The following is a 21,719-nucleotide window of genomic DNA, read 5'->3' on the forward strand; positions in this document are numbered from 1 at the left end:
CGGGCATGACGAGTTTGCGGGTGCGCCGCTGGGACAATATCTCGTCTGTATACCGGAACAAGAATAACGGTATTATGGTAGGGCAAATTCGGCCTTGAACGATTCCATCCCGCTGATATTGTATACATAACGTATTCAAAGCCTTGGGAGTGAGACCGGTGACAAAACCCTTCCCGATGAACGCCTGGTATGCCGCCGCCTGGGACGCCGATGTGAAGCCGGCACTGCTGCCCCGGACGATCTGCGGCAAGCACGTCGTGATGTACCGCAAGGCCGATGGCTCGGTGGCCGCGCTGGAGGATGCCTGCTGGCACCGCCTGGTGCCGCTGTCCAAGGGCCGGCTCGAGGGCGACACCGTCGTCTGCGGCTATCACGGCCTGAAGTACAATGCGCAAGGGCGCTGCACCTTCATGCCGTCGCAGGAGACCATCAACCCATCGGCCTGCGTGCGCGCCTATCCCGTGGTCGAGCGTCACCGCTACATCTGGCTCTGGATGGGCGATCCCGCGCTGGCCGATCCCGCGCTGGTGCCCGACCTGCACTGGAATCACGACCCGGCCTGGGCCGGCGACGGCAAGACCATCCACGTCAATTGCGACTACCGCCTCGTGCTCGACAATCTCATGGACCTCACCCACGAGACGTTCGTGCACGGCTCGTCCATCGGCAACGAGGCGGTCGCGGAGGCGCCGTTCGACGTCACCCATGGCGAGAAGACGGTGACGGTGACGCGCTGGATGCGCGGCATCGAGGCGCCGCCGTTCTGGGCGAAACAACTCGGCAAGTCCGGCCTCGTCGACCGCTGGCAGATCATCCGCTTCGAGGCGCCGTGCACCATTGCCATCGACGTTGGTGTTGCTCCGACCGGCACCGGCGCGCCCGAAGGCGACCGCTCGCAGGGCGTCAACGGCTTCGTGCTCAACACCATCACGCCGGAGACCGAGAAGACCTGCCACTATTTCTGGGCCTTCGTGCGCAACTATCAGCTCGGCGAGCAGCGCATCACCACCGAGATCCGCGAGGGCGTCTCCGGCATCTTCCACGAGGACGAGCTGATCCTCGAGGCGCAGCAGCGCGCGATGGACGAGAACCCGGATCGCATCTTCTACAATCTCAACATCGACGCCGGCGCGATGTGGACGCGCAAGCTGATCGACAAGATGGTGGCGAAGGAAAGCCCGCCCCAGCATCTCCAGGCCGCGGAGTAAGCCGACATGGCCGAGCGTGAGGTCGACCGCTCCATCTCGCAGACCGTGAAGGCGCAGCTCGCGCTGCGCGATCAGCTCCTGTCGGGCTCGTTGCGTCCGGGCGAGCGCATCTCCGAACTCCAGGCGGTGGAGACGACCGGCGCCTCGCGCACTCCGGTGCGCATGGCGCTGGTGCGGCTGGAGGAGGAGGGCCTCTTGGAGGCGATTCCCTCCGGCGGCTTCATGGTGAAGGCGTTCTCCGAGCGCGACATCTCCGACTCCATCGAGCTGCGCGGCACGCTGGAAGGGCTCGCCGCGCGCTTTGCCGCCGAGCGCGGCGTCTCCGCGCGCGAGCTCGAGCCGCTGAAGGAGTGCCTGGCCGCGATTGACGAACTGCTGCGCCAGGTCCCGATCTCGGTCGATGCGTTCTCGTCCTACGTCACACTGAACGCGCGCTTCCACGCCCTGCTCACCGAATTGTCGCGAAGCCCGCCGCTGATCCGGCAGATCGACCGCGCCTCGTCGCTGCCGTTTGCATCCCCGAGCGGTTTCGTGATGGCGCAGTCGGCGCTGCCCGAGGCGCAGCAGATCCTGATCATCGGGCAGGAGCACCACCGTGTCGTGATCGACGCCATCGAAAACCGCGAAGGCGCGCGCGCCGAGGCGGTCATGCGCGAGCATGCGCGGCTCGCGGTGCGCAATTTGCGGCTTGCGCTACGCAACCGGACCCATCTCGACCTTCTGCCGGCGCTTGCGCTGATCAAGACCGCAACCGATTGAGGGGAGTGTCATGCGCTTCATCGAAACCTGGATTCCGGCGACGCTCGTCTCGACGCGCGATCTTGCGCCGGGCATCCGCGAATTCCTGATCCGGCCGGACCAGTTCGATGGCGCCGCCTATCCGGTCGGCAGTCACATCAATGTCAGCGTCACCATCGACGGGCAGCCGGAGACGCGGTCCTATTCGCTGGTCGGGGAAGCGTCGTCGCAGGCTTTGAGGATCGCGGTGCGCCGCGCCGAGGATTCGCGTGGCGGCTCGCGCTATATGTGGTCGTTGCAGCCGGGCGCGCGGCTCGACATCACGACGCCCGCCTCGCTGCTCGCGGTCGATTGGGCGCGTCCAAGCTACTGCCTGATCGCTGGCGGCATCGGCATCACCCCGATCCTCGGTGCGGCGCAGGCGCTGGCGCGGCGCGGCGCCGATGTCACGCTGCATTACGCGGTGCGCTCGCGCGCTGAGGCCGCCTATCTCGACGACCTCGCCGCAACGCTTGGTGATCGCCTGGTCGTTCACGCCAGCGATGAGGGCAAGCGGCTCGATCTCGACGCCCTGTTTGCCTCGGTGCCCAAGGAGGCGCTGGCGCTGTTCTGCGGCCCGATGCGGATGCTGGATGCCGCGCGCCACGCCTGGATCGGCGCCGGCCATCCGCTTCCCGATCTTCGCTACGAGACTTTCGGTTCCAGCGGCACGCTGCCGACCGAGACATTTCGCGTGCGCCTGAAAGGCTCAGATATCGAGCTGGAGATCCCGCGCGAGCGTTCGATGCTTGATGTCCTCAACGCCAGCGGCCACGACGTCATGTACGATTGCAAGCGGGGCGAATGCGGCCTGTGCGCCATCGACGTGGTCGCCATCGACGGCGAGATCGACCATCGCGATGTCTTCTTCAGCGACCATCAGAAGCAAAGCAACCAGAAGATCTGCGCCTGCGTCTCCCGCGCCCGCGGCACCATCACCGTGGACACGCTGCTGCGGGCGGATCCGGTCTGAGGAGAAGCTGGGGCGGGGACGCCGTGGCAACACCTGGTCAACTGCGTCTTTCAAGATTTTCGAGTCTTTGGCGTGGTCGCGGGCGATGTTATGGTTGCGCCGCGGCCAAATGCAGCCTGGAGACCTGACCATGAATGAGTTGGGATTAAGCCGACGTCGGGTGTTGACGGGCGCAGGAGGGGTGTTGATCGGCCAGATGATTGGCGAGAGTTCGGCCGCGGCTTTTGAATGGCAGCCGATCTCGTTGCGCGAAGCCGGATTTTCCGATGATCTGGACGCTCGGCTCGACAAGGCCATTGCCGACAAGCGGGTCTGGAATCTCCACAGCGTCATCGTGGTGCGCAATGGACGGCTGGTCTTCGAGCGCTACTTCGAGGGTGAGGACACCGCGAGAGGAAGCCGGCCCATCGGCGTGGTATCGTTCAAGGCGGATTCGCTTCACGATTTGCGCTCGGCATCCAAAAGCATCGTCGGCTTGCTCTATGGCATCGCGCTGGCGGCCGGCAAAGTGCCGGCGCCGGAAGATCAGCTGCTGCCGTCTTTTCCCGAATATGCGGATCTCGCGGCAGATCCGGTTCGCAGCCGCTGGACGCTCCACCACGTGCTGTCCATGACAATGGGCACCGAATGGAACGAGGCGATGCCCTATACCAACCCGGCCAACAGCGAGACCGCAATGGACATGGCGCCTGATCGCTACCGATATATCCTCGACCGACCGATGATAATGGAGCCCGGCAAGCGCTGGGTCTATAATGGTGGCGCCACTGCGCTGCTGGGGCGGCTGATCGCCAGAGGCACGGGCAAATCGCTGTATGAATACGGGCGTGAGGTTCTTTTCGACCCGCTCGGTATCGGCGCGACCGATTGGTACGCCGACAACGGCGGTGAACTGATCGCGGCTTCCGGCCTGCGGATGACCCCGCGCGATTTCGCTCGGATCGGCGAGCTGACGTTGCGCGGTGGCGTTTGGAACGGCCGTTCGGTGGTTCCCGCGGAATGGATCGCCCGCAGCACTTCGCCTTTGGTGCACATCGCGGAAGAGCGCCATTACGGCTACCAATGGTACAATCTGGATTTCACCATGGAGACACCGACGATATCGCGCTCGAACGAGCGCCTCTGGAACGCTGCCGGCAATGGTGGTCAGCGTCTGACCGTGTTTCCGGGGCTCGATCTGGTCGTCGTCGCCACGGCAGGCAACTACAACGCCAAGGACAACAATCTGCCGCCGCTGCGCGTCATCACCGATGTCGTGATGCCAAGCCTGCTGTGACCCGAGAAGACTTCAGTTGCGAGTATACGCCCTACGCCGCGTAGGTCGCCCGCAGCTTCTTCGGATCAAGCAGCGCCAGGACGCCATCCGCCGACACCGGCCGGCTGATGAGATAACCCTGGACTTGGTCGCAACCGATCTGGCGCAGATATTCGAGCTGGTCGGCGGTCTCGACACCTTCCGCGACCACGCCGATGCGAAGGTCGCGCGCGAGCCCAATCACCGATTTCACGATCGCGGCGCAGTCGGGCTGCACCAGCATGTCGCGGATGAAGGATTGGTCGATCTTGATGCGGCTGAACGGCAGCTTGCGCAGGTAGGTCAGCGAGGAGAAGCCGATGCCGAAATCGTCGAGCGCCACGGTGACGCCGAGCTCCAGCAGCGCATTCAGGACGGACGCGGCGGAGGCGTATTTCGACAGCAGCATCGATTCCGTGATCTCGATCTCGAGGCGGTGCGGGGCGATCGTCGCGTCCGCGAGCGCCTGCACGATGATCTGGAGGAGGCCGTTGTTGTGAAACTGCGCGGCCGAGAAATTCACGGCGACCCTGATCTCTTCGGGCCACTCGGCAACCGTCGCGCAGGCGCGGCGGACGACCCACTCGCCGATCTCGTGGATCAGCCCCGTTTCCTCGGCGATCGGAATGAACTCGCTCGGCGGCACCAGCCCGCGCTGGGCATGCTGCCAGCGCAGCAGCGCCTCGAACCCGGTGATGCGGTTGCCGCCGAGGTCGAGAAAGGGCTGAAAGACCAGGAACAGCTCGTCCCTGGCGATGGCGCCTTCCAGATCCGATTGCAGCGCCTTGCGGTCGCGTGACGAGCGGTCGTCGGCCTCCTCGAAGAAACACACCGTGCCGGGTCCGGCCTTCTTGGCGCGGTAGAGCGCGGTGTCGGCGTTCTTCATGATGTCGAGTTGCGTGCTGCCGTCACGCGGCGCCAGCACGATGCCGACGCTGGTCGCGCCGACGATCTGGCGGCCCTCGATCTGGAACGGTTCATCGAAGGCCGCGACGAAGCGCTCGGCGATCCCGAGCGCATCCTCCGGCCGCGCCAGATTGGCCATCACCAGCGCGAATTCGTCGCCGCCGATGCGTGCGACATGCTCGGCCGCGCGGGTGCAGCGTTGCAGGCGGCTTGCGATCTGGACCAGAAACTCGTCGCCGGCGGCATGGCCGAACTTGTCGTTGACCTCCTTGAAACGATCGAGATCGAGCAGAAGCACCGCGAATTCCTCGCCGGACAGAGCGAGCCGTTTCAAGGCTGCATCGAGCGTTTCGTTGAACGCGACGCGATTGGGCAGATGCGTCAGCGGATCCTGCCGCACCGTACGCTCGGCCTCGATCTGCCGCATCACGCGCCGCGCGAACGCGATCGAATTGACGAACACGCTGCGCAGCAGCACCGATCCGTAGACCACCACCAGGAAGGCGATCAGCAGAAACGCCGGATCGCCATTCCTGCCGAGGCAGATCGCGATGCCAGCGAAGATCGGGGCCGTGAATGCGATCGCGGCGATCGGGATCGTGGCGAAGGCCAGCGCGCCGCCGGCCAGCATCCCCGAACAGAGGCAGGTGATGACGAGCTGCCCGCCCGTCGAGGCATTGGCGAAGAATGCGACCGGAACGGTGCCCCAGGCGGCGCCGAGGAGAAAGGCATTGCGCACCAGCCGATGCATGGCCCGGCGCGAGACGAATTGCGGTTTGGTGATGCGGCGCGCGGCATGGGATTGCAGGCCGAACGCGATCGCGGCGCCCGCCACGATGGCGGCCCAGATCAAGGCCAGCTTCAAGTCCGGCGAATGCCACAGCGCGACGACGAGCACGCCGGCGTTGCAGGCATTGGCCAGCATGATGCCGACCGAATAGCCGAGCACCAGCGACATCTGTTCGGCGCGGATATGGCCGGCGACGGCCTCGTCGGTTACGGGACCGCCAAAGGCCGACAGATCGCCGGCGAACAGCCGCGCGAAATAGCTGGTCGTTTGAGTCCGCATTCCCAGAGCCTAGCAGCATGGGCCGCTTGTCCGGCCCGGCCCGGAGAATTCGCTGCAAACCTTTGACGAACTATGAATGATCTGAGCTTGCGACGATTGCTGTGACCACTTCTGCGTGTTCGCGATATTGTATCGATAACAAATCGATACAAATGCGAGGCGCGGTCGTCATCGTCGTCGCGGCAGGAGCATGCTCACTACCAACTCCGCTGTCATGCCCCGCGAAGGCGGGGGCATCCAGTACGCCGCAGCCTATCGAGGAATCACTGCCGTCTCTGGAATACTGGATCGCCCGCCTTCGCGGGCGATGACAGCTGTGCTTTAGGCATCACCGCCCCAACTGCTTCGGATCGTAATAGAACCGCTCCTCGATCAACTGATCGCCCCGCCACGTCTGCCATGTGATCTCGTCCAACGTTCGGATGATGCCCTCGGCATTAGTGAAGCTGAATCTCCAGCGCGTAGCGACATGATCGCCTTCGATCAGGCTTGGCCCGATGCGCACCGCCTTGACCTCGTTGAAGGCTGCCAGCACGCCGCGCTCCTTGGCCGCGAGCTTGTCGCGTCCGACCAGAGGTTCGGCCTGGTTTTCATAGGTGGCGGCGTCCGGCGTGTAATAGTCGAGGATCGCCCCGACGAAATCCCCGTCCTCCAATCGTTTGGCAAAAGCTTCGACGACATCACGGCTCGGCATGGCGCACCTCACGAGTAAAACCGACTAATGGTCGGTAAATACCGACCGGCGGTCGAAAAGTCAACTGGCTGTCCTGGTCCATTTCGACTACAGCAGAGCCATGGCGAAACAGGCGGAGCGGCGGGCTGCGACATCGGAGGCGATCCTGACGGCGGCGCGCCGCCTGTTCGGGACGCAAGGCTTTGCCGCGACGACGATGGACGAAATCGCCGAAGCCGCCCACGTCGCCAAGGGCGCGGTCTATCATCACTTCAAGACCAAGGAGGCGGTGTTCGAAGCGGTGTTCGACCAGGTCTCGCGCGACCTCGTCGCCGAGATCGACAGCACGGCCCGTGCCGAGAAGGACGTGCTTGCCGCGATGGTCGCAGGCACCCAGCATTATTTCGCGGCGACCGCCAAGGGCCCGACCGGTCAGATCATCCTGCGCGACGGGCCGGCCGTGCTCGGCTGGGAGCGCTGGCGCGAGATCGACGCGAAACATTTCGGTGGCAAGCTGCCGCGTGCGATTGCGGCGGCGATTGAGGCGGGCCTGATCGCGCGGCAGCCGGTCGAGCCGCTGGCCCGGCTGCTGCTCGGCGCGGTCACGGAAGCGGCGGTCGCCTGCGCCGGACGCGCCGATATCGCAAGGGCGGGCGCGGAATATGCCCGTGCGTTCAGGTCGCTGGTCGAGGCGCTGCGCGTCGCTGCATGATCGTGCTAAGTGATGATTGGAAACGCCCACACCAACAAAAAGAACAGTAGCGCATGAACGCAACTTCCTCCCTGACGCCCTCCGACCCCGAGTTCGACTACATCATCGTCGGTGCCGGCTCTGCGGGCTGCGTGCTCGCCAACCGGCTGTCGGCGAACGGCAAGCACAGCGTGCTGCTGCTCGAGGCAGGCCCGAAGGATTCCAACATCTGGATCCACGTGCCGCTCGGCTACGGCAAGCTGTTCAAGGAAAAGACCGTCAACTGGATGTACCAGACCGAGCCGGAGCCCGAGCTGAAGGGCCGTCAGGTGTTCCAGCCGCGCGGCAAGACGCTGGGCGGATCGAGCTCAATCAACGGCCTGCTCTATGTCCGCGGTCAGCACGAGGATTACGACAGATGGCGTCAGCGCGGCAACGCCGGCTGGGGCTATGACGACGTGCTGCCCTATTTCAAGAAGGCCGAGAACCAGTCGCGCGGCGCCGATCAATATCACGGCAGCGGCGGCCCGCTGCCGGTGTCCAACATGGTGGTGACCGATCCGCTGTCGAAGGCCTTCATGGACGCCGCGGTCGAGACCGGTCTGCCCTACAATCCTGATTTCAACGGCGCCACGCAGGAAGGCGTCGGCCTGTTCCAGACCACGACCCGCAACGGCCGCCGCGCCTCGACGGCGGTGGCCTATCTCGGCCCCGCCAAGGCCCGCGGCAATCTCAAGATCGAGACTGGCGCGCTCGGCCAGCGCGTACTGTTCGAGGGCCGCCGCGCGGTCGGCGTTGAATACCGTCAGGGCGCCACGCTGCGCCGCGCCCGTGTGCGCAAGGAGGTCGTGCTGTCGAGCGGCGCCTACAACTCGCCGCAGCTGCTCCAGCTCTCCGGCGTCGGGCCCGGCGACCTCCTGCGCAAGCACGGCATCGATGTCGTGCTGGACGCGCCGGGCGTCGGGCACGATCTCCAGGACCACATGCAGGTCCGTATCGTGATGCGCTGCTCGCAGAAGATCACGCTGAACGACACCGTCAATCACCCGCTCCGCCGCACCATGGCCGGTGCGCGCTATGCGCTGTTCCGCAAAGGCTGGCTGACGATCGCGGCCGGCACGGCGGGCGCGTTCTTCAAGACCAGTCCGCGGCTGGCCTCGCCGGACATCCAGGTCCACTTCCTGCCGTTCTCGACCGACAAGATGGGCGAGAAGCTGCATGATTTCTCCGGCTTCACCGCGTCGGTGTGCCAGCTCCGTCCCGAAAGCCGCGGATCCTTGCGCATCAAAAGCGCCGACCCGACAGTGCCGCCGGAGATCCGCATCAACTACATGTCGACCGAGACCGACCGCACCACCAACGTGGAAGGCCTGAAGATCCTGCGCAAGATATTGCATGCACCGGCGCTGAAGCCGTTCGTGGTCGACGAGTACGATCCCGGAGCGAAGGTGTCCACGGATGCCGAGCTGCTGGATTATTGCCGTGAGCGGGGCAGCACCATCTACCATCCGACCTCGACCTGTCGTATGGGCAATGATGCGCTCGCGGTGGTCGATCAGCGGCTGAAGGTGAGGGGCCTCGAAGGCCTCCGAATCGTCGACGGCTCGATCATGCCCGATCTCGTGTCGGGGAACACCAACGCGCCGATCATCATGATCGCCGAAAAGGCCTCCGACATGATATTGGAGGATGCGCGGTAAACTCGCGTCTTGAGAGGATTTGGGCTTGGCTACGCGATTCAAGATCGGCACACGCAAGAGCGCGATGGCGCTGGCACAGACGGAAGAGATCGCGCGCCGCCTGACCGCCGCCATGCCCGATCTCGACGTCGAGATCGTCAAGTTCGACACCACGGGCGATCTCGACCAGACCAGCAAGCTGCTGCCCCATGGCGGCAAGGGCGGTGCCTTCGTGGCGCAGATCCGCGCCGCCGTGCTGTCGGGCGAACTCCAGGCGGCGATGCATTCGCTGAAGGACATGCCCGGCAACGAAGACACGCCGGGCCTCGTGATCGGCGCCACGCTCTCGCGCGATCCTCCCAACGACGCGCTGGTGCTGCGTGAGGGCGTGACGCTGGAGGCGCTGCGCCAATCGCGCGGCAAGGGTTTCAAGATCGGCACCAACGCCGTGCGCCGCGCCGCCTATGCGCGGCGATTGTTTCCCGACGTCGAGATCATCCACTTCCGCGGCGCCGCCGACAGCCGCGTGCGAAAACTGGACAATGGCGAGAAGCAGCGCCTGCCGGATGGCGGCGCGGTGGGGCCTGCGGATGCGCTCATCATGGCGCGGTCCGGCCTCGACCGCGTCGGGCTTTCCCATCGCATCGGCTACGAATTCTCCGCAGCGGAAATGCTCCCGGCAGCGGGGCAGGGCATCGTCGCCGTCGAATGCGCGGTACAGGACTGGCAGACGCGTCGCATCCTCGCATCGATCGACGATCCCTCCGCGCATGCCTGTGCCGATGCCGAGCGCGAGGTGCTGTGGGTGCTGAACGGCCATTGCAATTCGCCGGTGGCGGGCTTTTCGACCGTTGCGGGCGATCAGATGTCGCTCACCGCGTCCGTGCTCGATCTCTCGGGCAACACCATCATCGAAGCCTTCCGGTCGGGCCCCGCCGATCGTCCACGCGAACTCGGCCGTGCGGTAGGACTGGATCTGCTGGCCAGGGGCGCCGCCGAGATCATCGAGCGCAGCCGGCCGAGCTAAGTCGGCCGCGAGGCGGGCATAGGTGCGATGATGGCATCATGCGCCTGTTTTGCCCGACGGGTCAAATGTTGGTGCAATCTGATGCGATGACGGCGCACCCGATTTCCGTCCGCCCTAAGTCATTGATCGGGCGTGGCCTCTCTACTGTGCATGGGGTTGTTTTCGCGCTTTTTTGTTTTCCCGCTCTCCAGGCGCAAAATAAATCAGCCCCGCACCCGCTTCAGCATCTGCTCGACATGGGCGATCGGCGTCTCCGGCTGGATGCCGTGGCCGAGATTGAAGATGAACCGCCCTTGCGCGAAATTCGCCAGCGTGTTGTCGACCGCGCGGTCGAGCGCGGCGCCGCCTGTGATCAGCACCAGCGGATCGAGATTGCCCTGAACCGCAACCTTGCTCTGCACGCGCTCGCGGATGAAGGCCGGCTCCGCGGTCCAGTCGATGCTGACCGCGTTGACGCCGGTCGCCTCGACGAACCCGGGCAGTTGCGCACCGGCACCGCGCGGAAAGCCGATGATCTTCGCATCCGGCATCTTGGCGCGCACGCCTTCGACGATGCGCCGGGTCGGCTCGACCGACCAGCGCGCGAACTCGGCGGGTGGCAGCACGCCGGCCCAGGTGTCGAAGATCTGCAAGACGCTGGCGCCGGCCGCAAGCTGCGCCAGCAGATATTCGATCGAGTTCTCGACCAGCACGTCGATGATCTCAGCGAACGCCTCCGGATGCCGGTAGGCCATCATCCGCGCCGGCGCCTGGTCGGGCGTGCCCTGGCCGGCGACCATGTAGGTCGCCACCGTCCACGGCGCGCCGCAGAAGCCGATCAGTGCGATCTTGGGATCGAGCGCCCCGCGCACGATCTTGAGGGCCTCGAACACCGGTGCGAGCTTGCCGAAATCGGCTTGCTTCGCCAGTGTCGCGACCTTGGCGGGATCATCCAGCGGTTCGAGCCGCGGACCCTCGCCGACCTCGAAGCGCACGGACCGGCCGAGCGCATAGGGGATCACCAGAATGTCGGAGAAGATGATCGCCGCATCGAAGCTGAACCTCCGGATCGGTTGCAGCGTCACCTCGGCGGCAAGCTCCGGGTTGAAGCAGAGGTCGAGGAAGCCGCCGGCCCTGGCGCGCACCTCGCGATATTCCGGCAGGTAACGGCCGGCCTGCCGCATCATCCAGACCGGCGGAATGACCTGCCGCTGGCCGGAGAGGACGTCGATAAAGGGTTTTGTCGCAGACTGGGGCACGAACGGTCCTGAAGATGGTTAGGGCTCCTGATACACCGCTACGGCCCGAAGCGGAACAGGGGAACCAAGCGCAATTGGGCCGCGTTGACCAGCCAACGGAGGACGAGACCATGGCTGAGACATTCAACCCTGCGCCGCATGACAAGCACGCCGACGATCTGCACGAAGCCCTCGCCGCCGACCGCCACGCCAAGCTCGACGCCGGGCTGAAGGATACCTTCCCCGCGTCCGATCCCGTGAGCGCCGCCCAGCCGACGCCCTCGAAGGCCGATGCGGAAGCCGACAATCCCTCGCTCTGGGACAAGGTTAAGGCCATCTTCAGCTAAGGCGGGGAGCGCCGAATTCCGATAGGTTTGCTAATGCCTTGTTAGCGATGCGCCGATTCCGGCGTACGTACGACTACGGGAAACCGGCAACATCACTGCATATTTATCCCGGCGTTTCAGAGTTCAATAACAGAAGCAGCAGAAGTTCCGGATATCGGAGATTTCTGCTGCATGAGCGCTGTGACCCAAAGAGCCGGATGGAGCCGCCTGCCGTTGCGGGCGGCTGCGTTTGTCGCGCTGACCTGCGTGGCCATCCTCGGCGTCAGCGGCTGGCGGGAATGGGCGGCCCGCGACGCGGTGCTCAAGGGTGCCGAGACCGAGATGGCGAATGTTGCTCGCTCGCTGACGCAGCATGCCGAGGACAGCCTCGATCTGCTGGATTCAGGCGTCGTCGGCGTCGTCAGCCGGCTGGAGATGGACGGCGCCGAGCCGGCCACGATCGCCAAGCTCAGAACCCTGCTGGAGGCGCGCAAGAAGGCGATGGAGCGTGTCCACAGCCTCGCCATCATCGACGAACACGGCAACTGGTTGACCTCGCCCGGTACGATCGGTTCGACTCTCAACGACGACGCATTCTTCCGTTATCACCAGCTCTCCCCGAAACGGGAGCCCCATGTCGGCCGTCCCGTGAAGAGCCTGCTCGACGGCGAATGGGTCGTCACCTTGTCGCGGCGGTTCAACAAGCCTGACGGCAGCTTCGGCGGCGTGGTGCTCGCGACCATCAGCTCCAACTATCTCTCGCATTTCTACGAACAGTTCGAGATCGGCCGCAACAGCTCGGTGGCGTTGACGCACGGCGACGGCCTGATCATCGCGCGCAACCCGAGCAACGACAGGTTCGTCGGTCGCAGCGTTGCCGATACGCCGCTGTTCCGCGACGCCAGCCTGCAACGGCCGGGCGGCGCCTATCATTTCAAGTCGCCGCTCGACGGCGCCGAACGCGTCAGCTTCTTCAAGCGCTCCGGCCGCTATCCGCTGGTCCTGCTCGCCACCGTCGATAAGGCCGAACTGCTGGCGCCCTGGCGTGCTGCGGCGATCTCCCGCATGGTCTACGTGCTCGCGTTGGTCATGCTGATCGCGATCATCGGTGCGGTGCTGGTGCGGCAGTTGCAACGCGGCCAGAGCATGGCGGCCGCGCTGGTCGAGAAGGAAGCGCATTTCCGACTTCTTGCCGAAGGCTCCAGCGACATGGTGACGCGGATCGGGCTCGACGAGCGGTTGCGCTATGTCTCGCCATCGTCGATTGGCGTCGTCGGCTGGCGCGCCAATCAGCTGATCGGGACCCTCGCGCTCGCCGGCATTCACGCGGACGACCGGCCGCAGGTGCAGGCTCTCGTCGACGCCATGAAACGCGGCGAGAAGGAGGAGGTGCGCGTCACCTATCGCAACGCGCACCGGCAGAATGCCGAAGTCTGGCTCGAATCGACCATGCGGGTGACCCGCAAGGAGAATGGCCGCGTCGACGGCGTGGTCGCGATCTCGCGGGACATCACCGAGCAGAAGAAGCTCGAGACCCGGCTCGAAACGCTCGCGATCGAGGACAGCCTCACCGGGCTTGCCAATCGCCGCCGCTTCGATGAACGAGTGAAGGAGGAGTGGGCGCGTGCCTATCGCGAGCGCTCCAGCCTCTCTTTGCTGATGATCGACGTCGACCACTTCAAGTCTTACAACGACGAATACGGCCATCCCGCGGGCGATGCCTGCCTCCGGCAGGTGGCCCAGATCATCGCCGCCGAGATGCATCGTTCCGGCGATCTGGCGGCGCGTTACGGCGGCGAGGAGTTCGCCATGCTGTTGCCGAACACCGACGCTGCCGGCTGCGCCCTGATCGGCGACCGGATTCGACGGGCGATCCGCGATGCGGGCCTCGTCCACACCAGCAACCATGCGGCTGGCTGCGTCACCGCTTCGCTCGGCGGTGCTGCTTGCCGGCCGGCGCTGGAGCGCACGGCCGGCGTGGTCTCGCTGATCGAGGCCGCCGACCAGGCGCTCTATGCCGCCAAGGAGGCCGGGCGCAACCGGCTGATGATGTCGGGCGAGGTGAGCAACCTCCTGCTCAAGGCGTCCGGTCAGTAACCCCGCTCAATAATGCGGCGGACGCTCATTGGTCGCCCCCGGCGCATTCGCCTCGGCCTCCTGCAGCCGCTCGCCGAGCTCCGCGATCCTCCGCGTCAGCGCGTCGATCTGCTTCCATTGCGCGGTGATGGTCTGGTTCAGCGTCTCGATCGCGTCGTCCTGATAGGCGAGGCGGGTCTCCAGCGTGTCGATGCGCTCGCCGAGCGTCTTGATCTCATTCGTCACGTGTCGCGTCCTTGTCCCGTTCGCGCAATCCACATTCTTGCAAGCCAAGTTGCTGCAGACCATGGCCGAGCGCGACGCGCTCGTCGAACACGAAGCATTCGCCGCGCCAGCGGCTCTCCGCCTCCGGCACCTCTTCCAGATATTTGAGAATGCCGCCCTTGAGGTGATAGACCTCGGCAAAGCCGCGCGCGAGCAGGTGCGCGCTCGCCTTCTCGCAGCGGATGCCGCCGGTGCAGAACATAGCGATTTTGCGGTGTTTGGCCGGATCGAGCTGCTGGGCCGCAAAATCTTTGAATTGGCCAAAGCTCCTGATGCCGGGGTCGAGCGCGCCGTCGAACGTCCCCATCGCCACCTCGAAGGCGTTCCTGGTGTCGAGCACCAGCGTGTCGGGCGCCGCGATCAGCGCATTCCATTCGCTCGCATCGACATAGGTGCCGACCTGCCGCGTCGGATCGGCGGCTTCGTCACCGAGCGTGACGATCTCCTTCTTCAGCCGCACCTTGAGCCGGCCGAACGGCATTGTCTCGGCGGTCGAGAACTTCAGTTCGAGATTGTTCAACCTGCCGCTGAACATGTCGCCGTGCGCGAGCTCATGGGTGAGGGCGTCGATCGCCTCGCCCGGGCCCGCGACCGTGCCGTTGATGCCCTCCTGCGCGAGCAGCACGCTGCCCTTCAGCGCCAGGCTGGCGCAGAACGCGCGCAGCGGCTCCCGCAGCTCGCGGTAATCGGGCAGGGCAGCGAATTGGTAGAAGGCGGCGACCTTGTAAATCATGGCGCCCGTTTAGCAGGCGCAGCGTGCCCGGAAAACCCGCAACGAGCAGCTCTACTCCCAACGGATGGCAGCCATTTCCCTGGCATGCCAGCATTGCCCCGGCCGGCCGGAATGTGTCATGTAGGCCCGACTTTTTCCGAAACGACACGCCATCCGCGCCAGACGCCAACGAGAGCAAGAATTCGATGAGAAGCTTCCATTTCCCCGGCAGGTCCACGGTCCACGCCACCAACGCGATGGTGGCGACCTCGCATCCGCAGGCGTCGCTCGCCGCGATCGAGGTGCTGCGCGAGGGCGGCACGGCGGTGGACGCGGCCGTCGCGGGCTCGGCCATTCTCGGGGTGATCGAGCCGCAATCGACCGGCATCGGCGGCGACTGCTTTGCGCTGATCCAGCCGCGCGGCGAGGGTAAGATCATCGCCTATAACGGCTCCGGCCGCGCGCCGAAGGCGGCGAACGCCGATTGGTATCTCGAGCGCAAGATCAACTCCGTGCCGCTGACCTCGGCGCATGCGGTCTCGATTCCCGGCGTGATCGACGCCTTTGCGACCGTTCTGCGCGATCACGGCAAGTTCGGCTTCGACCGCCTGCTCCAGCCCGCGATCAAGGCGGCCGAGGAAGGCTACGTCGTCGCCCCCCGCATCGCCTTCGACTGGAAGAACCAGTTCGAGAAGCTGAAGGCTGGCACCAACACCGAGCGGTATCTGCTGCCGCACGGCAAGCCGCCGGTGGCCGGCGACGTCATCCGCCAGGCAGAGCTCGGCAAGACGCTGCGGGCGATCGCCAAGGACGGCCGCGACGCCTTCTACAAGGGCCCGATCGCCGAAGACATGGTGGAGACCCTGCGCGGAATCGGCGGGCTGCACACGCTCGACGATTTCGCCGCGCATACCACCGAGACGACGACGCCGATCGGTACCATGTACAAGGGCTACGACGTCTGGCAGTGCCCGCCGAACGGACCGGGCCTCACCATGCTGCTGATGTTGAACATCCTGTCGCGGTTCGACCTGACCAAATACGCGCCTCTCAGCGTCGAGCGTTTCCACCTCGAAGCCGAGGCCGCGCGCATCGCCTACATGCACCGCGAGCTGCATGTCGCCGATCCCGAGCATATGCAGGTCGAGGTCGCCAAGATCCTCGCCAAGGAATACTGCAACGAGCACATCGACAAGATCCGCATGGACGGCATGCTCGACCTGCCGAACGTCGCGCCGCCGATGAATCCCTCGACCATCTACATCACCGTCGTGGACAAGGACCGCAACGTCTGCTCGTTCATCAACTCGGTCGCGCATTCCTTCGGCTCGGCCATCGTCTCGAACAAGACCGGCATCCTGCTCCAGAACCGCGCCGGCGGCTTCCGCATCCAGCCCGACCATCCGAATTGCATCGCCGGCGGCAAGCGCCCGCTGCACACGATCATGCCGAGCCTGCTCACCAAGGGCGGCCGTTCCGTCATGCCGTTCGCGGTGATGGGCGGACAATATCAGCCGGTTGGCCAGACCCATGTGGTGACCAACATTCTCGATTATGGCTGCGACGTGCAGGAGGCGATCGATATGCCGCGCGGCCTGCATTACGAAGGCCAGTACCAGCTCGAGGACAGCGTGCCGGCCGAGATCGTCGAAGGCCTGAAGAAGCTCGGCCACAAGACCACCAGCGTCGTCGGTCCGCTCGGCGGCGCGCAGGCGATCTGGATCGACTGGGACAAGGGCACGCTCACCGGCGGTTCCGATCCGCGCAAGGATGGTTGCGCGCTGGGATACTGATCGCCGCGCACGGGGTTCCCCGCGCAAGATCAGGAAAAGTTGACGAAGGGCGACGTGGCATTTGCTGCGTCGCCCTTTCTCGTTCGGAACGGAGTTCATTGCTTCAGGTTAAGGGCCGATGAGCGGTGCAGGCGTGCGCTGCTTTTGCTCCAAGCGGCGGAGGCCCTCCCATGTCGGAAAAACCAGGTTCCGGACCATCTGGATTCGATCGGCGTGCCTTCATGGCTGGCGCTGCCGGCAGTGCGCTGGTCCCCATGACGGCGCGTGCGGCCGCACAGGATGCGAGCGTGTCGGCCGCCCAGGATCCAGCGCTTCCCGTCGACGTCACGCTGCGGGTCAATGGCAAGGACAAGCGCCTGCGCATCGATGCGCGCACAACGGTGCTCGACGCGCTGCGGGAGCATCTCAAGCTCACCGGCAGCAAAAAGGGCTGCGACCACGGCCAATGTGGTGCCTGCACGGTGCTGATCGACGATCGGCGCGTGGTGTCGTGCCTGACGCTCGCGCTCGCGGCCGAGGGGCAGGAGATCACCACGATCGAGGGCCTTGCCACCGACGATCATCTGCATCCGATGCAGCAGGCCTTCGTCGACAACGACGCATTTCAATGCGGCTATTGTACGCCGGGCCAGATCATGTCCGCCGTGGCCTGCGTCAAGGAGGGGCATGCGGGCAACGAGGCCGACATCCGCGAATACATGAGCGGCAACATCTGCCGCTGCGCCGCCTATCCCAACATCGTCGCCGCCGTGAAGCAGGCCGCGCCCGAGATCATGAAAGGCTAGGCGCATGCGACCGTTTTCATATCAAAGGGCAACAGACCCCGGTATGGCCGTGCAGGCGCTCAGTGCTGCCGCGGCTGCGAACAATCCGCTGACCAAGGCTACAGCGCAGCCGCTCGCGGGCGGCACCACGCTGATCGACCTGATGAAGCTCGACGTGATGCGGCCCGCCGCGATCGTCGATATCAATCCGCTTGCGCGCAGCTGGTCGGAGATCGAGCTCGGCGATGACGGCTTGCGGCTCGGCGCGCTGGCGAAGATGTCCGACGTGGCCGCGCATGCCGAGATCCAGCGCAACTATCCGGTGATCGCGAATTCCTTGAAGCTCGCTGCCAGCGCCCAGCTGCGCAACATGGCGACGCTCGGCGGCAACGTGATGCAGCGAACGCGTTGCAGCTATTTCCGTGATGTCTCCTATGAGAATTGCAACAAGCGCAATCCTGGCTCGGGCTGTGCCGCCATGGATGGCGTCAATCGCATGCATGCGGTGCTCGGCACGTCCGATCAGTGCATCGCGACCTATCCCGGTGATTTTGCGCAGGCGCTGATCGCGCTCGATGCGATGGTCGAGATCACCGGCAGGTCCGGAACGCGCAACCTGCCGTTCGCGGACTTGCACAAGGCGCCCGGCAGGACGCCCGACATCGAAACCACGCTTCGGCCCGGTGAGCTGATCTCTGCGTTCTCCGTTCACGGCCGCTGGCCGCGCTCGGTGTATCTCAAGGCGCGCGACCGGCAGTCCTACGAGTTCGCGCTGTCGTCGGCTGCGGTCGCGCTCGACGTGCAGGATGGCACGATCAGGGACGCGCGTGTCGCGCTCGGCGGCGTCGCCACCGTGCCGTGGCGGGCGCGCGAGGCGGAGGCGATGCTGAAGGGACAGAAATTCGACGACGGTCTGGCGCAGCGTGTGGCCGATGCCGCCTTTGCCGACGCCAAGGGCCGCCGGCACAACGGCTTCAAGATCGCGCTCGGCAAGCGCGTGGTGGCGCGCGCGCTCCAGCAGGCCGTAACGATGGAGATCTGATCATGACTGCTGCCGTTCCCGAGCCGAAAGCAAACATGGGCCATCCCGTGCCGCGCTATGACGCGGCCGCAAAGGTCACGGGCCGGGCGACTTATGCGTCCGACATGCCGCTCGACAATCCAGCCTACGCAGTCCTGGTCACGAGCGCCATCGCCAAGGGCCGCATCGACAGTTTCGATCTCGACGATGCCAGGCGGGTCCGCGGCGTGATCGACATCGTCACGCACGACAACGCTCCGAAGCTGAAGGAATCGAAACTGTTCAGCAATGGCGGCTATGCCGGCACCACGATCCAGCCGCTGAAATCGGCGGACATCGCCCATGACGGCCAGATCATCGCCGTCGTCATCGCCGAGAGCTACGAGGCGGCGCGCGAAGCCGCCAATCGCGTCAAGGTCAGCTACACGGCCGTGGCGCCGAGTGCGAGCTTCGACTCGCCGGGGACCACCACGGCAGCGGCAAAGGGACAGAACGCACAGTTCAAGGAAGACCCGGAGGTCGGCGATTTCGCCAAGGCGTTCGACGCGGCCGAGGTCAAGCTCACCGCCTCCTATGAAACGCCGACCCAGCACCACAATCCGATGGAGCTGTTTACGACGAGCTGCGCCTGGATGGGCGACGAGCTCGTCATCTACGAGGGCAGCCAATATGTCTATGGCCTGAAGAACGGCGTCGCCGAGCAGCTTGGCATCGACGCCGACAAGGTCCGTGTCGTCAATCCGTATGTCGGCGGCGGCTTTGGGTCGCGCGGCTCGATGACGCCCCGCACCGCCATCATCGCCGGCATTGCCAAACGCCTGAACCGGCCGATCAAGCTGGTGCCGACCCGCGACCAGGGTTTCACCATCGCGACCTATCGCGCCGAGACGCGCCATGAGATCAGGCTTGGTGCGGGTCGGGACGGCAAGCTGGTGGCTTTGAGGCATGACGGCGCGGAGGTTTCGTCGCGTCCGGATGCCTATTGCGTCGGCGGCACCAAGACCACGACGCGGCTCTATGCCTGCCCGAACGTCGCCAGTCTGGTGTCGATCGTGCGCGCCGACCGCAATACGCCCGGCTTCATGCGCTCCCCGCCGGAGGTGCCGTATCTCTTCGCGCTGGAGAGCGCGATGGACGAGCTCGCGGTGAAGCTCAACATGGACCCCGTCGAGCTCCGCCGCATCAACGACACCACCATGGAGCCGATCGGCGGCAAGCCCTATACCTCGCGGTCATTGATGGCGTGCTTCGACGAGGCCGCGAAGGCGTTCGGCTGGTCGCAGCGTTCGCCGCAGCCGAAATCGATGTCGGACGGCGACTGGCTGGTCGGCTATGGCTGTGCCGCCACTTGCTATCCGACGCAGATGGCGCCCTCTGCCGCGCGCGTTCGCCTCCAGCGCGACGGCCGTACCCGGGTCGAGATCGCCGGTCACGAGATCGGCACCGGTGCGTATACCGTCATCGCCCAGACCGCGGCTGAGCGGCTCGGCGTGCCCCTGGAGAAAGTCGCGGTCTTCTTGGGTGACAGCGATCTGCCGCCGGCGCCTGTTGCCGGCGGTTCGAACTCGACTGCCAGCACCTGCTCGGCAGTGATGATGGTGTGCGACCGGATTCGTCAAAGGCTGTTCAAGGCCGTGATGCCGGGCGACAGCCTCGCCGACAAGGCCAAGGAGACTGTCGGTATCAGCCAGGCGCCGAGCACGCAGGCGGCGCAGAGCGATCGTCCTCTCGATCTCGAGAAGGCCTTCGACGCACTCGGCGTCGGCATCGTCGAGGAATATGGCGAGTGGAAGCCCGAAGGCGCGCCGCTGGATTCCTTCACGGCGATGCACAGCGGGCACGCGCGGCTCGTCGGTGGCCACCAGATGAAGGACAAGATCGCCTATGCCTTCGGTGCCGAGTTCGTCGAAGTCCGCGTCAACCGCTTTACCCATGAAATTCGCTGCCCCCGGCTGGTGGGAGCGTTCGCGGCGGGCCGCATCATGAACCCGCGCACGGCGCGCAGCCAGCTCATGGGCGGCCTGATCTGGGGTATGTCCTCGGCACTGCTGGAGGCCACCGAGATCGACGAGCGCAATGCACGCTACGTCAACGACAATCTTGCCGACTATCTCGTGCCCGTGAATGCCGACGTGCCCGGCGTCGAGGTGATCCTGCTTTCCGAGCAGGACGATCACATCAACCCGGCAGGCGTGAAGGGCCTCGGCGAGCTCGCCAATGTCGGCACCAATGCGGCGATCTGCAATGCGATCTATCACGCCACGGGCCAGCGCATCCGCAAGCTACCCGTGCGGCTCGAAAATATCGAGGTGTGAGGGGTGGAAACGGCGTCGGCGTTGCGCTAGACACCTTGCGCCTCAAACGGAAGGTCTCTTATGCAGCGTTTACAGCGCGTGCTCCTCGCCACCATCTCGGCACTCGCGATCACCGTGATCGCCGGCGTGTCTGATTTCGTTTCCACCACGGCCTCGGCCCAGACCGCAGGGAAGACCATGACCACAGCTTCAGGTTTGCAGATCACCGACAGCGTCGCCGGTACCGGCGCTTCGCCCAAGCCCGGCCAGATCTGCGTGATGCACTACACCGGCTGGCTCTACGAGAACGGCCAGAAGGGCAAGAAATTCGACTCGTCGGTCGACCGCAACGAGCCGTTCGAATTTCCGATCGGCAAGGGCCGCGTCATCGCCGGCTGGGACGAGGGTGTTGCCTCCATGAAGGTCGGCGGCAAGCGTACGCTGATCATTCCGCCGCAGCTCGGCTATGGCGCCCGCGGCGCAGGCGGCGTGATCCCGCCGAACGCGACGCTGATGTTCGACGTGGAGTTGCTCGGGGTGAAGTAAGCCCACAAACGAAAGACCGGCCTCTCGGCCGGTCTTTCGCTTTCAGTGCGACGTGTTATCTCGTCTTATTCCGTCGCGCGCTTGGCCGCAGCGGCTGCGCGATCAACCGCGTCCTTTGCAGCGTCCTTGGCATCGCCCATGGCCTGCTGGCCCTTGCCCTTCACTTCCTGGACTGCACCTTCACCCTTCAGGCGCTCGGACCCGGTGGCTTCACCGACGCCCTGCTTGGCCTTGCCCATTGCCTCATTTGCGGTGCCCTTGATCTTGTCGGTCGTGCTACCCATGAAACTCTCCTCGCGTTTTGCTCGCTGGGACAACGTTCGACGGCTATGAGGGTTCCGATTTTGTTATGGCTCGATGTCGCGGCTTTGGGTTAGTTTGCCGCACA

The 21,719-nt window shown here is 65.0% G+C and carries 20 protein-coding genes; 14 read left to right on the forward strand and 6 right to left on the reverse strand.

Annotated features, from left to right (window positions below):
* Window positions 1-158: 158 nt before the first annotated feature.
* From AC0L21_RS15835 to AC0L21_RS15850, 4 genes are read left to right on the forward strand one after another with little or no spacing between them, the layout of a single operon-like run.
* Window positions 159-1,208: an aromatic ring-hydroxylating dioxygenase subunit alpha gene (locus AC0L21_RS15835; protein ID WP_473262762.1), complete on the forward strand. Its 1,050-nt coding sequence runs from the start codon at window positions 159-161 to the stop codon at window positions 1,206-1,208.
* A gap of 6 nt (window positions 1,209-1,214) precedes the next feature.
* Window positions 1,215-1,967, forward strand: coding sequence for a GntR family transcriptional regulator (locus AC0L21_RS15840; protein ID WP_473262763.1), 753 nt, complete (start codon window positions 1,215-1,217; stop codon window positions 1,965-1,967).
* 10 nt (window positions 1,968-1,977) lie between these two features.
* Entirely contained in the window at window positions 1,978-2,958 is a 981-nt protein-coding gene (locus AC0L21_RS15845) for a PDR/VanB family oxidoreductase (protein ID WP_473262764.1), read from the forward strand.
* Complete coding sequence (locus tag AC0L21_RS15850; RefSeq protein ID WP_473262765.1) at window positions 2,846-4,234, forward strand: serine hydrolase domain-containing protein; 1,389 nt, start codon at window positions 2,846-2,848, stop codon at window positions 4,232-4,234. The genes AC0L21_RS15845 and AC0L21_RS15850 overlap by 113 nt, the downstream gene beginning before the upstream one ends.
* A gap of 31 nt (window positions 4,235-4,265) precedes the next feature.
* On the opposite strand, the gene AC0L21_RS15855 is transcribed toward AC0L21_RS15850, so the two are convergent.
* The gene (locus tag AC0L21_RS15855) at window positions 4,266-6,227 is read right to left on the reverse strand and encodes a putative bifunctional diguanylate cyclase/phosphodiesterase (RefSeq protein WP_473262766.1); all 1,962 of its coding nucleotides are present in this window, start codon (window positions 6,225-6,227) and stop codon (window positions 4,266-4,268) included.
* Between the two features lie 328 nt (window positions 6,228-6,555).
* The gene (locus tag AC0L21_RS15860) at window positions 6,556-6,921 is read right to left on the reverse strand and encodes a nuclear transport factor 2 family protein (RefSeq protein WP_473262767.1); all 366 of its coding nucleotides are present in this window, start codon (window positions 6,919-6,921) and stop codon (window positions 6,556-6,558) included.
* Window positions 6,922-7,021: 100 nt separating this feature from the next.
* On the opposite strand from AC0L21_RS15860, the gene AC0L21_RS15865 reads away from it, so the two are divergent.
* Genes AC0L21_RS15865 through hemC form a run of 3 tightly spaced genes read left to right on the forward strand, consistent with a single transcriptional unit; the run spans window position 7,022 to window position 10,297 of the window.
* Complete coding sequence (locus AC0L21_RS15865; protein ID WP_473262768.1) at window positions 7,022-7,612, forward strand: TetR/AcrR family transcriptional regulator; 591 nt, start codon at window positions 7,022-7,024, stop codon at window positions 7,610-7,612.
* A gap of 53 nt (window positions 7,613-7,665) precedes the next feature.
* Entirely contained in the window at window positions 7,666-9,291 is a 1,626-nt protein-coding gene (locus AC0L21_RS15870; RefSeq protein WP_473262769.1) for a GMC family oxidoreductase, read from the forward strand.
* A 25-nt stretch (window positions 9,292-9,316) separates the two neighbouring features.
* On the forward strand, window positions 9,317-10,297 hold the full coding sequence (gene hemC / locus AC0L21_RS15875) for a hydroxymethylbilane synthase (RefSeq protein WP_473262770.1): 981 nt from the start codon (window positions 9,317-9,319) through the stop codon (window positions 10,295-10,297).
* 203 nt (window positions 10,298-10,500) lie between these two features.
* On the opposite strand, the gene hemE is transcribed toward hemC, so the two are convergent.
* Window positions 10,501-11,535, reverse strand: coding sequence for a uroporphyrinogen decarboxylase (hemE, locus tag AC0L21_RS15880; RefSeq protein ID WP_473262771.1), 1,035 nt, complete (start codon window positions 11,533-11,535; stop codon window positions 10,501-10,503).
* A 110-nt stretch (window positions 11,536-11,645) separates the two neighbouring features.
* Between hemE and AC0L21_RS15885 the strand changes: the two genes are divergently transcribed.
* Complete coding sequence (locus AC0L21_RS15885; RefSeq protein ID WP_007595236.1) at window positions 11,646-11,861, forward strand: hypothetical protein; 216 nt, start codon at window positions 11,646-11,648, stop codon at window positions 11,859-11,861.
* A 171-nt stretch (window positions 11,862-12,032) separates the two neighbouring features.
* Entirely contained in the window at window positions 12,033-13,937 is a 1,905-nt protein-coding gene (locus AC0L21_RS15890) for a sensor domain-containing diguanylate cyclase (protein ID WP_473262772.1), read from the forward strand.
* Window positions 13,938-13,943: 6 nt separating this feature from the next.
* Here AC0L21_RS15890 and AC0L21_RS15895 read toward each other — a convergent pair whose 3' ends face one another.
* Together AC0L21_RS15895 and trhO are read right to left on the reverse strand one after the other, a co-directional pair.
* Entirely contained in the window at window positions 13,944-14,162 is a 219-nt protein-coding gene (locus AC0L21_RS15895; protein ID WP_473262773.1) for a SlyX family protein, read from the reverse strand.
* On the reverse strand, window positions 14,152-14,934 hold the full coding sequence (gene trhO / locus AC0L21_RS15900; RefSeq protein WP_473262774.1) for an oxygen-dependent tRNA uridine(34) hydroxylase TrhO: 783 nt from the start codon (window positions 14,932-14,934) through the stop codon (window positions 14,152-14,154). The genes AC0L21_RS15895 and trhO overlap by 11 nt, the downstream gene beginning before the upstream one ends.
* A gap of 185 nt (window positions 14,935-15,119) precedes the next feature.
* Here trhO and ggt point away from each other — a divergent pair, with 185 nt between their 5' ends.
* The 5 genes from ggt (at window position 15,120) to AC0L21_RS15925 (ending at window position 21,331) form a co-directional block, all read left to right on the forward strand.
* Window positions 15,120-16,706: a gamma-glutamyltransferase gene (gene ggt, locus AC0L21_RS15905; RefSeq protein WP_473262775.1), complete on the forward strand. Its 1,587-nt coding sequence runs from the start codon at window positions 15,120-15,122 to the stop codon at window positions 16,704-16,706.
* A gap of 221 nt (window positions 16,707-16,927) precedes the next feature.
* The gene (locus AC0L21_RS15910) at window positions 16,928-17,491 is read left to right on the forward strand and encodes a (2Fe-2S)-binding protein (RefSeq protein WP_473262776.1); all 564 of its coding nucleotides are present in this window, start codon (window positions 16,928-16,930) and stop codon (window positions 17,489-17,491) included.
* Between the two features lie 4 nt (window positions 17,492-17,495).
* Window positions 17,496-18,512: an FAD binding domain-containing protein gene (locus AC0L21_RS15915; RefSeq protein ID WP_473262777.1), complete on the forward strand. Its 1,017-nt coding sequence runs from the start codon at window positions 17,496-17,498 to the stop codon at window positions 18,510-18,512.
* Window positions 18,513-18,514: 2 nt separating this feature from the next.
* Complete coding sequence (locus AC0L21_RS15920; protein WP_473262778.1) at window positions 18,515-20,806, forward strand: xanthine dehydrogenase family protein molybdopterin-binding subunit; 2,292 nt, start codon at window positions 18,515-18,517, stop codon at window positions 20,804-20,806.
* A 60-nt stretch (window positions 20,807-20,866) separates the two neighbouring features.
* Window positions 20,867-21,331, forward strand: a complete 465-nt coding sequence (locus AC0L21_RS15925) for an FKBP-type peptidyl-prolyl cis-trans isomerase (protein WP_473262779.1) — start codon at window positions 20,867-20,869, stop codon at window positions 21,329-21,331.
* Between the two features lie 65 nt (window positions 21,332-21,396).
* On the opposite strand, the gene AC0L21_RS15930 is transcribed toward AC0L21_RS15925, so the two are convergent.
* Window positions 21,397-21,615: a CsbD family protein gene (locus AC0L21_RS15930; protein ID WP_007606928.1), complete on the reverse strand. Its 219-nt coding sequence runs from the start codon at window positions 21,613-21,615 to the stop codon at window positions 21,397-21,399.
* Between the last annotated feature and the right edge of the window lie 104 nt (window positions 21,616-21,719).

This window comes from Bradyrhizobium sp. WSM4873 (assembly GCF_055811355.1).

Bases quoted from the DNA above. Each gene is read 5' to 3' on its own strand.
- AC0L21_RS15840 (WP_473262763.1), top strand. From the start codon at position 1,215: ATGGCCGAGCGTGAGGTCGACCGCTCCATCTCGCAGACCGTGAAGGCG.
- AC0L21_RS15845 (WP_473262764.1), top strand. From the start codon at position 1,978: ATGCGCTTCATCGAAACCTGGATTCCGGCGACGCTCGTCTCGACGCGC.
- AC0L21_RS15850 (WP_473262765.1), top strand. From the start codon at position 2,846: ATGTCTTCTTCAGCGACCATCAGAAGCAAAGCAACCAGAAGATCTGCG.
- AC0L21_RS15855 (WP_473262766.1), bottom strand. From the start codon at position 6,227: ATGCGGACTCAAACGACCAGCTATTTCGCGCGGCTGTTCGCCGGCGAT.
- AC0L21_RS15860 (WP_473262767.1), bottom strand. From the start codon at position 6,921: ATGCCGAGCCGTGATGTCGTCGAAGCTTTTGCCAAACGATTGGAGGAC.
- AC0L21_RS15865 (WP_473262768.1), top strand. From the start codon at position 7,022: ATGGCGAAACAGGCGGAGCGGCGGGCTGCGACATCGGAGGCGATCCTG.
- AC0L21_RS15870 (WP_473262769.1), top strand. From the start codon at position 7,666: ATGAACGCAACTTCCTCCCTGACGCCCTCCGACCCCGAGTTCGACTAC.
- AC0L21_RS15885 (WP_007595236.1), top strand. From the start codon at position 11,646: ATGGCTGAGACATTCAACCCTGCGCCGCATGACAAGCACGCCGACGAT.
- AC0L21_RS15890 (WP_473262772.1), top strand. From the start codon at position 12,033: ATGAGCGCTGTGACCCAAAGAGCCGGATGGAGCCGCCTGCCGTTGCGG.
- trhO (WP_473262774.1), bottom strand. From the start codon at position 14,934: ATGATTTACAAGGTCGCCGCCTTCTACCAATTCGCTGCCCTGCCCGAT.
- ggt (WP_473262775.1), top strand. From the start codon at position 15,120: ATGAGAAGCTTCCATTTCCCCGGCAGGTCCACGGTCCACGCCACCAAC.
- AC0L21_RS15910 (WP_473262776.1), top strand. From the start codon at position 16,928: ATGGCTGGCGCTGCCGGCAGTGCGCTGGTCCCCATGACGGCGCGTGCG.
- AC0L21_RS15915 (WP_473262777.1), top strand. From the start codon at position 17,496: ATGCGACCGTTTTCATATCAAAGGGCAACAGACCCCGGTATGGCCGTG.
- AC0L21_RS15920 (WP_473262778.1), top strand. From the start codon at position 18,515: ATGACTGCTGCCGTTCCCGAGCCGAAAGCAAACATGGGCCATCCCGTG.
- AC0L21_RS15925 (WP_473262779.1), top strand. From the start codon at position 20,867: ATGCAGCGTTTACAGCGCGTGCTCCTCGCCACCATCTCGGCACTCGCG.
- AC0L21_RS15930 (WP_007606928.1), bottom strand. From the start codon at position 21,615: ATGGGTAGCACGACCGACAAGATCAAGGGCACCGCAAATGAGGCAATG.